The organism is Pseudomonas sp. NFACC42-2, assembly GCF_900116055.1.
Taxonomy (GTDB): Bacteria; Pseudomonadota; Gammaproteobacteria; order Pseudomonadales; family Pseudomonadaceae; genus Aquipseudomonas; species Aquipseudomonas marginalis.
Map to the genome: position 1 here is coordinate 390,185 of NZ_FOZO01000003.1, position 11,570 is coordinate 401,754.

At 62.0% G+C, this 11,570-nt stretch carries 10 protein-coding genes; 2 read left to right on the plus strand and 8 right to left on the minus strand.

Features of this window, described 5'->3' with window-relative positions; translation table 11 throughout:
* Nucleotides 1-167: 167 nt before the first annotated feature.
* Complete coding sequence (locus BM416_RS09120) at nt 168-353, plus strand: hypothetical protein (RefSeq protein WP_065926501.1); 186 nt, start codon at nt 168-170, stop codon at nt 351-353.
* 47 nt (nt 354-400) lie between these two features.
* Here BM416_RS09120 and BM416_RS09125 read toward each other — a convergent pair whose 3' ends face one another.
* From BM416_RS09125 to BM416_RS09160, 8 genes are all read right to left on the minus strand, one after another.
* The gene (locus BM416_RS09125; RefSeq protein WP_065926500.1) at nt 401-2,026 is read right to left on the minus strand and encodes a glucan biosynthesis protein D; all 1,626 of its coding nucleotides are present in this window, start codon (nt 2,024-2,026) and stop codon (nt 401-403) included.
* A gap of 342 nt (nt 2,027-2,368) precedes the next feature.
* Nucleotides 2,369-3,793 (minus strand): gamma-aminobutyraldehyde dehydrogenase, encoded by a 1,425-nt coding sequence (locus BM416_RS09130; protein ID WP_092487523.1) that lies wholly within the window; start codon nt 3,791-3,793, stop codon nt 2,369-2,371.
* Between the two features lie 165 nt (nt 3,794-3,958).
* Entirely contained in the window at nt 3,959-4,768 is an 810-nt protein-coding gene (locus BM416_RS09135) for an ABC transporter permease (RefSeq protein WP_025856826.1), read from the minus strand.
* Entirely contained in the window at nt 4,758-5,687 is a 930-nt protein-coding gene (locus BM416_RS09140) for an ABC transporter permease (RefSeq protein ID WP_027604529.1), read from the minus strand. Before BM416_RS09140 ends, BM416_RS09135 begins: the two co-directional genes overlap by 11 nt.
* A gap of 1 nt (nt 5,688) precedes the next feature.
* A complete protein-coding gene (locus BM416_RS09145) occupies nt 5,689-6,723 on the minus strand; it encodes an ABC transporter ATP-binding protein (RefSeq protein ID WP_092487526.1) in 1,035 nt (344 codons plus the stop codon).
* 137 nt (nt 6,724-6,860) lie between these two features.
* On the minus strand, nt 6,861-8,012 hold the full coding sequence (ydcS, locus tag BM416_RS09150) for a putative ABC transporter substrate-binding protein YdcS (RefSeq protein WP_092487529.1): 1,152 nt from the start codon (nt 8,010-8,012) through the stop codon (nt 6,861-6,863).
* Nucleotides 8,013-8,083: 71 nt separating this feature from the next.
* Nucleotides 8,084-9,541, minus strand: a complete 1,458-nt coding sequence (locus BM416_RS09155; protein ID WP_175539054.1) for a gamma-aminobutyraldehyde dehydrogenase — start codon at nt 9,539-9,541, stop codon at nt 8,084-8,086.
* 132 nt (nt 9,542-9,673) lie between these two features.
* The gene (locus BM416_RS09160; protein WP_092487535.1) at nt 9,674-10,585 is read right to left on the minus strand and encodes a LysR family transcriptional regulator; all 912 of its coding nucleotides are present in this window, start codon (nt 10,583-10,585) and stop codon (nt 9,674-9,676) included.
* Between the two features lie 168 nt (nt 10,586-10,753).
* Here BM416_RS09160 and BM416_RS09165 point away from each other — a divergent pair, with 168 nt between their 5' ends.
* Nucleotides 10,754-11,446, plus strand: coding sequence for a tellurite resistance TerB family protein (locus BM416_RS09165; protein WP_092487538.1), 693 nt, complete (start codon nt 10,754-10,756; stop codon nt 11,444-11,446).
* Nucleotides 11,447-11,570: the final 124 nt, after the last annotated feature.

The window sequence follows — 11,570 nt, forward strand, 5'->3', positions numbered from 1 at the left end:
GTGAATGCTCTAAAAAAATCCCACACGTAACGAGATTGTTTCTACGCTTAGGGTAGGACTGATTTCTGGCCCAGGAAGTCAGCCTGTTTGTTCACGGAGGCATTGCGCTCCCCGGGAAACGGTTTGTGGGCACAGGAGTTTTTGATCGATATCAGGAGAAACAGTCCATGGCCAAGTCCTATGGTGTAGCGGGTGCGGTGGTGTCTTTTTTTACCCGCAGGGTGTCCTTGCGTGGCCGCAGGTTGAGTTCGGACGAAGCCGAATTACTGGCGCAGTATCGCGCCCTGACCGAGAGCGATCAGGTGGCGATGCGCTATCTGATTGGGGCGATGAAGAGTGTGTCGCGGTTCTGATGCCGTGCTGAAGGATCGTTCCCACGCGAGCGTGGGAACGATCTGGATCAGGTGTACTTGCGCTGCTCCGGCGCCGGCGGGAAGTACTGATACAACCAGGTTTCACTCAGGGTGCGGTCCTGGGTGCGAATAAACAGCCGCAGTTCCACCGGCTCCACGCTGTCGCTGGTCGGGTACCAGTCGAACAGGATGCGGTAACCCTTGATGTTGTCGAGCACCAGCACGCTGAAATCCTTCACTTCGCCGTGGGAGCAGGTCACCACCGGCTCGATCCCGGTGCCGGCCGGCAAACGGTCCAGGCCGCCGCCCTTGAAGTCCACGGCAAAGCGGCGCGCCCACACTGGCGGGTAGTGCTCGCCCGGCGCCCAACCTTCGGTAAAGCCGCCCATGCCGGAACGGGTCGCATCGACTTGCGCCAGCGGCGTGCTGACCGGGGGCAGGGCGCTCCAGTACAGCTTGTAGCCATAGTTGAGTGAATCGCCGGCCGCCACCGGCTTTTTCGGGGTCCAGAAGGCCACGATGTTGTCCAGGGTCTCGCCGGTGGTGGGGATTTCCAGCAGGTCGATCGAGCCTTCGCCCCAGGCGGTGGTCGGTTCGACCCACAGGCTTGGACGCTTGCTGTACCAGTCGACGGTATCCTGGTAGCTGGCGAACTCATGGTCGGTCTGCACCAGGCCGAAACCTTTCGGGTCGGTGTCGGCGAACGCATTGAACTGCAGCTTGGCCGGGTTATTCAACGGGCGGCAAATCCACTCGCCATTACCCCGCCACATCGCCAGGCGGTCCGAGTCGTGGATCTGTGGGTGGATGGTGTCGCACATGCGCCGCTCGTGGGTGCCGCAACTGAACATGCTGGTCATGGCGGCGATGCCCAACTGTTCGATGGCGGTGCGGGCATTGATGTTGGCGTCGATGGCCATCACCACTTGGTTGGCCTGGCAGTCGATATCGAAGCGATAGGCGCCGGTGGCGCTCGGCGAGTCGAGCAGGGCGTAGACCACAAAGCGGGTCGCGTTCTTATCCGGGGTCTCGAACCAGAACTGCGTGAAGTCGGGGAACTCCTCGCGTTTCTTCGCGTAGGTATCAATCGCCAGGCCACGGGCGGAGAGGCCGTACTGGCCGGTGGAATCCACCGCGCGGAAGTAGCTGGCGCCGAGAAACGACAGCACGTCATGGCGATCCAGTTCCGGCGCCTTGAACAACTTGAAGCCGGAGAAACCCAGGTCGCCGGTCAGCTGTTTGGTGTCGACGGTGGTTTTTTCATAATTGAACAGCGAAGGGCGGAAATGCACTTCACGGGCTTCACGGGTCTTGGGGTCGACGCTGTGCATGCGCACCGGCGTCTTGAAGCCCATGCCGACGTGGAAGAACTGCACGTCGAGCTGGCCGTTCAATTCCTTCCACAGCGAATGGTTGCCGTCGTAGCCGATGGCGTTGAAATTCTGCGGGGTCATGGTCGCCAGGGTGGGCGGCAGCACTTGTTTGGTGTCTTTATACGCGGTCCCTGCGAGCTGTTTGGCTTGTGCCTTGAGCGTTTCAAAATCGAACGCCACGGCCTTGCCATCGGCGGCACGGTTCCCGGCCCAGGCCTGCGCGGCAAGCAGGCCGCTGGCCGATAAACCGGTGTAGGCCGCAATGGCCATGGAGGCTTTGAGCAAATTCCTGCGGTGCATAGAGACAACCTGTCGTGAGCAAATCCCGCGCCGTTCCTGGCACGTGCTGGATCAGAAATTACGGTTCGGACATGCCTTCGGCCAAACACAACGGACATTAAACAGACGCCGGATAGCTTAAGCGGTTCGATGACGTAGGAAAATTGATTGATGGCGGGGTGATTGCATTGCAAATGCGACAAGACATTTCCGGCGCTGTGAGTGAACACATTACCCACGAATTATGAAGATCCAAATGTGGGAAGTGGGATGGCGACGCCGCTGCGGGTGATGTCCAGAGGGGGATGCCTGTAGGAGCGAGCAAGCTCGCTCCTACAATAAAGCGTTACGGCACTTGGGCGATCAGTGCTTGAACATCACATGCCGAACCGTGGTGTAGTCCTCCAAGCCATACATGGACATATCCTTGCCATACCCCGACAGTTTCTGACCACCGTGGGGCATTTCGCTGACGAGCATGAAATGGGTGTTCACCCAGGTGCAGCCGTACTGCAAGCGCGCGGCCAGGCGGTGGGCGCGTCCTACGTCGGCGGTCCATACCGACGACGCCAACCCGTAGTCCGAATCATTGGCCCAGCCCAGCACCTGCGCCTCATCGGTGAATTTGGTCACCGACACCACCGGCCCGAACACCTCGCGGCGCACGATCTCATCGTCCTGTTGCGCATCGGCGAGTACGGTCGGCTCAAAGAAGAAGCCATTGCCTTCCACCGCCTTGCCACCGGTGACCAGGCGGATATGCGGCTGCGCCACGGCGCGTTCGACAAACCCGGCAACCCGGTCGCGGTGTTGCGCAGTGATCAACGGGCCCAGCTCAGTGGCCGGGTCATCCTGCAAGCCGTATTTGATGCTGGCGACCGCCGCGCCGAGTTTCTCCACAAAGGCGTCGTAGATGTCCGCCTGCGCATAAATCCGGCACGCTGCGGTGCAGTCCTGGCCGGCATTGTAGAAGCCGAAGGTACGAATGCCTTCCACCGCTGCATCGATATCCGCGTCGTTGAAGATGATCACGGGCGCCTTGCCGCCCAGCTCCATGTGCAGGCGCTTCACGCTGTCGGCGGTGCTGGAGATGATATTCGCGCCGGTGGCGATGGAGCCGGTCAGCGACACCATGCGCACTTTCGGGTGGTTCACCAGCGGACTGCCCACGGTAGGCCCACGGCCGAACACCAGGTTGAGTACTCCGGCGGGGAAAATCTCCGATGCCAGCTCGACCATCCGCAACGCGGTCAGCGGGGTTTGCTCCGACGGCTTGAGCACCACGGTATTGCCCGCGGCCAGGGCCGGTGCGATTTTCCAGGCGACCATCATCAGCGGGTAGTTCCACGGCGCGATGGACGCGATCACGCCCACCGGGTCGCGACGGATCATCGAGGTGTGGCCGGGCAAATATTCACCGCCGGCCGAACCGCTCATGCAACGGCTGGCGCCGGCGAAGAAGCGGAACACGTCGGCAATCGCCGGGATCTCGTCGTTCAGCGCGGCGCTGTAGGGCTTGCCGCAGTTGTCCGATTCCAGCTTGGCCAGTTCTTCGCCGTGGGCCTCGATCACGTCGGCCAGTTTCAGCAGCAACAGCGAGCGATCCTTGGGCGCGGTTTGCGACCAGCCTTCGAAGGCCGCATCGGCGGCGCGCACGGCGGCGTCGACCTGGGCTTCGCTGGCTTCTTTGATTTCCACCAGCACGCGGCCCAATGCCGGGTTGAACACCGCTTGCGCTGGGCCTTCGCCTTCGACCAGATGGCCGTTGATCAAGAGTTTGGTTTGCATGGTTCAGTCCTCCAAAAAGCGATCGTTATGTCACTGAATAAACCGGCTCTGAATGTGGGGGCTTGCTCCCGATGACAGTCTTTCAGTCACATCATCTACAACTGACACACTGCTATCGGGAGCAAGCCCCCTCCCACATTTGAGCTCGGTGTCTTCAACAAAAAATTATTTACCACCACTCCCGGCCACGCTTTCACCACCGCGGGTCAGGTAATAGGCGCCCAGGATCGGGAACATCGTCACCAGCATCACCAGCATCGCGACCACATTGGTCACCGGCACATCCCGTGGCCGGCTCAATTGGTTGAGCAACCACAGCGGCAACGTACGCTCGTGGCCGGCGGTGAAGGTGGTGACGATGATTTCGTCGAACGACAGCGCAAACGCCAGCATGCCGCCGGCCAGCAGCGCCGAGCCGAGGTTGGGCATGATGATGTAGCGGAAGGTCTGCCAGCCGTCGGCGCCCAGGTCCATCGAAGCTTCGATCAGGCTGTGGGACGTACGGCGCAGGCGGGCGATGACGTTGTTGTAGACGATCACCACGCAGAACGTCGCGTGGCCGACGATGATGGTGAACATCCCCGGCTCGATGCCCAGGGTCTTGAAGGTCGCCAGCAACGCAATACCGGTGATGATCCCCGGCAGCGCAATCGGCAGGATCAACATCAGCGACACGCCTTGCTTGCCAAAGAACTCGCGGCGATACAGCGCCGCCGAGGCCAGGGTGCCCAGCACCATGGCAATCAGGGTGGCGATGGCGGCGATCTGCAGCGACAGCTTGATCGCTTCCAGCACATCCGGCCGGGCGAAGGCCACGCTGAACCACTTCAGGGTAAAGCCCTGGGGCGGAAAGCTGAACGCGGCTTCTTCGGTGTTGAAGGCGTAGAGGAAGATGATCAGGATCGGGAAGTGCAGGAATACCAACCCGCCCCAGGCTGCGATCTTCAAGCCTAATGATGATTTCTCAGAGTGCATCGAAGGCCCCCAGGCGTTTGACGATGGACAGGTAAACCGCGATCAGCACGATCGGCACCAGGGTGAACGCCGCGGCCATGGGCATATTGCCGATGGCGCCTTGCTGGGCGTAGACCATGCCGCCGACGAAGTAACCCGGCGGACCCACCAGTTGCGGCACGATGAAATCGCCCAGGGTCAGCGAAAACGTGAAGATCGAACCGGCGGCAATCCCCGGCACCGACAGTGGCAGGATTACCTGCATGAAGGTCTGGCGCGGCTTCGCGCCGAGGTCGGCGGAGGCTTGCAGCAGCGACGGCGGCAAGCGCTCCAGGGACGCCTGAATCGGCAGGATCATAAAGGGCAGCCAGATATAGACGAACACCATGAAGCGCCCCAGGTGCGAGGTGCTCAAGGTGCTGCCGCCCACGCCGGGAATGCCCAGCACGAACTGCAATACCGGTTCCAGGCCCAGGTGCTGCACGAACCACTGCGCCACTCCACCTTTGGCCAGCAGCAAGGTCCAGGCATACGCCTTGACGATGTAGCTGGCCCACATCGGCATCATCACCGCGATATAGAAGAACGCCTTGGTCTTGCCCGTGGTGTAGCGCGCCATGTAGTAGGCGATCGGGAAGGCGACGATGGCGCTGGCGATTGACACCACGATCGCCATGCCCAGGGTGCGCAGGATGATGTCGAAGTTCGACGGCTGGAACAGCGCGGCGAAGTTGGCCAGGGTCAGGTCCGGGGTGACCGCCATGGTGAAGTCGTCAAAGGTATAGAAGCCTTGCCATAGCAGGGTCAGCAACGAACCCAGGTAGATCGCGCCGAACCAGATCAGCGGCGGAACCAGCAGCATCGCCAGGTACAGGTTGGGCTTGCGGTACAGCAGGTTGGAAAACCTGCGCATCGGCGGTTGGGAAAGGGCCAGGCTCATGTCACACCTCGCCTGCGCGGTCAGTCAGTGGCGTCATGGCTTCCCGCGCCCAGCGGGCGGTGATGGGCTGGCCGACCTGATGGCCGCTGCTGATGTCCAGCCACTGGTTGTTGGCCTGGCTGATGTTCAGCGCCTGGCCGTTTTCCAGTTTCAGTTCATAGCGGGTGGCGCTGCCCTGGTACTGGATGTCGTGCAGCAGGCCGCTGATTTCCACTTCGCCGGCGCCCAGCGGGCCCTCGGCAAACCGTACGTGTTCCGGGCGGATCGAGAACGGCTGCGCACTGCCGCTGAGGCGCTGGGCCAACTCGCCGCGAATCACGTTGGAGGTGCCGACGAACTCGGCGACGAACGCGGTGGCCGGTTTCATATACAGGTTGCGCGGGGTGTCGACCTGTTCGATACGGCCCTTGTTGAACACCGCCACACGGTCGGACATCGACAGCGCTTCGGTCTGGTCGTGGGTGACGAAGATAAAGGTGATGCCGAGCTGGCGTTGCAGCTTCTTCAGCTCGCTTTGCATCTGTTCGCGCAGCTTGAGGTCGAGGGCGCCCAAGGGTTCATCGAGCAGCAACACGCGGGGGCGATTGACCAGGGCACGGGCCAGGGCCACCCGTTGGCGTTGGCCGCCGGAGAGCTGTACCGGCTTGCGCTCGCCGTAGCCACCGAGGGCGACCATCCCCAAGGCTTCTTCGGCGCGGTTGAGGCGTTCGGTCTTGCCCACGCCTTTGACCTTGAGGCCATAGGCGACGTTGTCGCGCACGTTCATATGGGGGAACAGTGCGTAATCCTGGAAAACCGTGTTTACGTCACGCTGATACGGCGGCAAGCCAGCGGCTTCCTCGCCATGAATGCGGATCGAGCCTGCGCTCGGCTGCTCGAAACCGGCGATCAGGCGCAGGCAGGTGGTCTTGCCCGAGCCGGATGGGCCGAGCATGGAAAAGAACTCGCCGTCCTGGATATCGATGGAAACCCGGTCAACGGCGTTCACTTCGCCGAACTGACGGGAAACGTGGGTGAATTGGACTGCAAGCGTCATGGTGCGGTGCTCCAAAAAGGCGCGGGTGGTCGCAGCGCCCGGCCTGGACTGCTGAAAAAACAAAACATCCGTGAATGCGGTCAATGTGGGAGGGGGCAAGCCTCCTCCCACAGGGGATCTATGCCGTCTGCAGGGTCTTAGCGGCCGCCCATGATCGCGATGTAGTCCTGGGTCCAGCGGCTGTACGGCACGAACTTGCCGCCCTCGGCCTGCGGGGTTTTCCAGAAGGCGATCTTGTCGAACTGGTCGAAGCCGTTGGTCTTGCAACCCTCGGCGCCGAGCAGTTCGCTTTCCTTGCAGGCTGCGGGCACCGCCGGCAGCGAGCCGAACCAGGCGGCAACATCGCCCTGGACTTTCGGCTGCAGCGACCAGTCCATCCACTTGTAGGCGCAATTCGGGTGTTTGGCCTCGCTGTGCAGCATGGTGGTGTCGGCCCAGCCGGTGGCGCCTTCCTTGGGAATGGTCGAAGCAATCGGCTGCTTCTCGTTTTGCAGGCCGTTGACCTGATACGGCCAGGCGCTGGAGGCCACCACGCCTTCGTTCTTGAAGTCGCTCATTTGCACGGTGGTGTCATGCCAGTAGCGGTGGATCAACGGTTGCTGCGCGCGCAACAGGTCGAGCACAGCCTTGTACTGGGTTTCGGTCAGCTCGTACGGGCTCTGGATGCCCAGCTCAGGCTTGGTGGACTTGAGGTACAGCGCCGCATCGGCGATGTAGATCGGCCCGTCATAGGCCTGCACGCGACCTTTGTTCGGCTTGCCGTCCGGCAGGTTCTGCGCATCGAACAGCACATTCCAGCTGGTGGGCGCGGTCTTGAACACGGTGGTGTTGTACATGAGCACGTTCGGCCCCCACTGGTACGGGGTGCCGTAGGTCTGCTGGCCCACCACGTACCACGGCGCATCCTTGAGGCGCGGGTCGATGTTCTTCCAGTTGGGGATCAACGCCGTGTTGATCGGTTGCACACGCTTGCCGACGATCAACCGCAGCGACGCATCCCCGGACGCGGTGACCAGGTCATAACCGCCCTTGGCCATCAAACTGACCATTTCGTCAGAGGTGGCGGCGGTTTTCACATTGACCTTGCAGCCGGTTTCCTTCTCGAAACCTGTGACCCAGTCGTAGGCCTTGTCGCTTTCGCCACGTTCGATATAGCCGGGCCAGGCGACGATATCCAGCTGGCCTTCACCAGCGCCCACCGCCTTGAGCGGTTCGGCGGCCTGGATACTGACGCTGGCCAGCAGCGCGGTGGTCAAGGCACTGAGCAGTGCGGTCTTATGCGCAGACATGGGGGTTCCCTCTTCTTTAATTATGGTCGGGGCAGTGTGTGAAGCCGTAACGCATGAGCTTAGTTGTTGTTTTAAAGATGCTGGCTGTGGCGGGCCATGATGTGGCGCACCACGCTGTAGTCCTGTAGCGAATCGCTGGACAGATCTTTCCCATATCCCGAGCGCTTCAAGCCGCCGTGGGGCATTTCGCTGACCAGCATGAAATGGCTGTTGATCCAGGTGCAGCCGTATTGCAGGCGCGCGGCGACCTGCATGGCCTTGTCCAGGTTCTGGGTCCAGACGGAGGAGGCCAGGCCGTATTCGGAATCGTTGGCCCAGTCCACCGCCTGTCCCAGTTCGTCGAAGCGGGTCACGGTGACCACCGGGCCGAACACTTCGCGCTGGACGATTTCATCGGTCTGCTTGCAACCGGCGAGCAGCGTCGGCTGGTAATAGAAGCCGGCCCCGGAATGCACGGCGGCGCCGGTGACCCGCTCGATATGCGGCTGTCCGAGGGCCCGCTCGACAAAGCTGGCCACGCGGTCGCGCTGGCGCGTGCTGATCAGCGGGCCGAGTTCGTTATCGGCATCGCGCTTGCCGGCGAAGCGCAGGCTGCTGACGGCTGCGCCCAGCTCGGCGACCAATTTGTCGTGGATGCCCGCCTGGGCGTAGATGCGGCATGCCGCCGTGCAGTCCTGGCCGGCATTGTAGTAACCGTAGGCACGCACGCCTTCGACCACGGCTTGCAGGTCGGCGTCGTTGCACACGATCACCGGCGCCTTGCCGCCCAATTCCAGGTGTGTGCGCTTGAGGGTCTTGGAGGCGGCCTGCAGGATTTTCTGGCCGGTGACGATGTCGCCGGTCAGCGAGACCATGCGCACCTTGGGGTGGCTGACCAAATGGCTGCCGACGCCTTCACCGCCACCGCACAGAATGTTGATGACCCCGCGTGGTAACACGTCCTTCAGGACCGGGGCCAATGCGAGGATCGACAGCGGCGTGTGTTCCGATGGCTTGAACACCAAGGTATTACCGGCCGCCAGCGCCGGGGCGATCTTCCACGCGGCCATCATCAGCGGGTAGTTCCACGGCGCAATCGAGGCCACCACGCCAATCGGATCGCGGCGCACCATACTGGTGTAGCCCGGCAGGTATTCGCCGCTGAGCTGGCCGGTCTGGCAGCGCACGGCGCCGGCGAAGAAGCGGAACACATCAATGGTGGCGCTCAAGTCATCCTGGCGCGCCAGGTGTAACGGCTTGCCGCAGTTCAGCGATTCCAGGCGGGCCAGATAGTCGGCGTGTTTCTCGATGGCGTCGGCGATGCCCCGCAGGATGTTCGAACGTTGTTGCGGCGTGGTCCGCGACCAGCCGGCAAAAGCGCGGTGTGCGGCGAGGATCGCACTTTCGACCTGCTCGGTGCTGGCTTCGGCGATCTGGGTGAGCACTTCGCCGGTGGCCGGGTTGAGGATCGGCTCGGCAACGCCCTGGCCCTGGACCAGTTCGCCGTCGATCAGCAACGCGGTGAGCAGCGGGGTGGGCGCGCCGGACATTTTTCGTGATCTCTTTTCTTGTGCGGTCATGGGCGTTCTCTTACAAGGCGCCTGACCTTCTCTTATGGATAGACAGAGACTAGAGGTCAGGCGCGAGGTCAACAAATACTAAATACTGAATGCAGCATTCGATTAAATAGATGGCTTTCGCGGGTGTGGTTGTTCCCGCGCCACGGTGAGGAACGGATCCACCAAGGCCGGCCGCGCGGTGCCCCGACGCCAGGCCAGGCCGACGTCCAGGGTCTGGCTGAGGTCGGCAATCGGCCGCGCTTCAATAATGTCGCCCTCCAGGGACCAGGGGCGGTAGGTCATGTCCGGCTGGATCGACACGCCCAGGCCCGCGGCCACCAGGCTGCGCACGGCCTCGGTGGAGGCGGTGCGCAGGGTCACGCGCGGTTGCAGGCCGGCAGCGGACCACAGGCGCTGGGCGTTATGCCCCATTTCGTCGACGTTCAGCTGAATCAACGGCTCGCTTGCCACGTCGGCGAGGTTGATGCTGTCGTGCTCCAGCAGCGGGTGTTGCGCCGGTAGCCACAGGCGGTGGGGCGAGTGGGTGAGGACTTCGGTCTGCAGGGCGTGGCGGTCTTCCAGGTTGGAGAGGATCAGTACGCCCACATCGATCTCGCCGCTGACCAGCAAATGCTCGATATATGGGCGTTCGTCTTCCATCACGCGGATCTCCACGTTGGGGTAGGCGCGCTGGAAGCGGGTAAGCAAATCCGCCAGGTAGTAGCCGGCGACCAGGCTGGTCACGCCGATGATCAACTGCCCGGCGACCTGGTCGGTGCTCTGTTGCAGGCTGCGCTTGGCATTGTCGACGGTGGCGAGGATCAAGTGCGCCTGGCGCAGGAACTGGTGGCCCTGGTGCGTGAGGGTCATGCCCTTGGCGTGGCGGTTGAACAGGGTGACGCCGATTTCCTGCTCCAGTTGCTGGATCGCCAGGGTCAGGGTGGACTGGGAAATGAACGCGGTCTGCGCGGCGGCGGAGATCGAACCGGTCTCGGCCACGGCGATAAAATGCCGGATTTGACGCAAGGTCATCATGCTGGAATTACCAGTGGGGTGTTTTTATAGATTTATCCGAGTGTATATCGATTTAAGCGAAGGGCAGCGGCGTTACATCTGGAAGCACTCTAGATCGCGGCTTTTTGGCACTTAGTTTTACGCTGAGGGCCTATTGGTCCTATGAACCCTAGTGTCTGGAGGCTACGAATGAATACCCGTGGATTGCTCGATCAGTTGCTCAAGTCCGGCCAGGACATGTTGCAGAACAAAACCGGCGGCCAGCGCAAGCAGGACGATAAAGGCGCCCTCGGCGGCGGTCTGGGCAGCCTGCTCGGCGGTGCGGGCGGTGGCGCCCTGGCGGCGGGGGCGATGGGCCTGTTGCTGGGCAACAAGAAGGCGCGCAAGTTTGGCGGCAAGGCCCTGACCTATGGCGGGCTGGCCGCGTTGGGCGTGATTGCCTACAAAGCCTACGGCAACTGGCAAGCGAAGCAGGCCAACGCGCCTCAGGGCGAACCGCAAACCATCGACCGCCTGCCACCGGCCCAGGTCGAGCAGCACAGCCAGGGGATCCTCAAGGCATTGGTCGCCGCCGCCAAGGCCGACGGCCATGTGGATGAACGCGAGCGCGCACTGATCGAAGGTGAATTCACCAAGCTGGACAACGACCGCGAACTGCAAAGCTGGCTGCACGCCGAGCTGAACAAGCCGCTGGACCCGGCCGACGTCGCCCGCGCCGCCGGCACCCCGGAAATGGCCGCCGAGATGTACATCGCCAGCGTGATGCTGGTGGACGAGGAGAACTTTATGGAAAAGGCGTATCTGGACGAATTGGCCCGCCAACTCAAGCTCGAGCCGGGCTTGAAGCTGGAACTGGAAAAGCAGGTACGGCTTAACCAATAACCACCGAAGGTACGCAAACCATAGATGTGGGAGGGGGGCAAGCTCCCTCCCACAGGTGTTTTTGCATGTAGGTCGGCACAACACCGAAACCCATTGATAAATGAGGGCTTCTGCTCAGCTATAC

Coding starts and splice junctions, on each gene's coding strand:
- BM416_RS09155 (WP_175539054.1), bottom strand. CDS start 9,541: ATGTCCGGCGCGCCCACCCCGCTGCTCACCGCGTTGCTGATCGACGGC.
- BM416_RS09130 (WP_092487523.1), bottom strand. CDS start 3,793: ATGCAAACCAAACTCTTGATCAACGGCCATCTGGTCGAAGGCGAAGGC.
- BM416_RS09120 (WP_065926501.1), top strand. CDS start 168: ATGGCCAAGTCCTATGGTGTAGCGGGTGCGGTGGTGTCTTTTTTTACC.
- BM416_RS09160 (WP_092487535.1), bottom strand. CDS start 10,585: ATGATGACCTTGCGTCAAATCCGGCATTTTATCGCCGTGGCCGAGACC.
- BM416_RS09165 (WP_092487538.1), top strand. CDS start 10,754: ATGAATACCCGTGGATTGCTCGATCAGTTGCTCAAGTCCGGCCAGGAC.
- BM416_RS09135 (WP_025856826.1), bottom strand. CDS start 4,768: ATGCACTCTGAGAAATCATCATTAGGCTTGAAGATCGCAGCCTGGGGC.
- BM416_RS09125 (WP_065926500.1), bottom strand. CDS start 2,026: ATGCACCGCAGGAATTTGCTCAAAGCCTCCATGGCCATTGCGGCCTAC.
- BM416_RS09140 (WP_027604529.1), bottom strand. CDS start 5,687: ATGAGCCTGGCCCTTTCCCAACCGCCGATGCGCAGGTTTTCCAACCTG.
- BM416_RS09145 (WP_092487526.1), bottom strand. CDS start 6,723: ATGACGCTTGCAGTCCAATTCACCCACGTTTCCCGTCAGTTCGGCGAA.
- ydcS (WP_092487529.1), bottom strand. CDS start 8,012: ATGTCTGCGCATAAGACCGCACTGCTCAGTGCCTTGACCACCGCGCTG.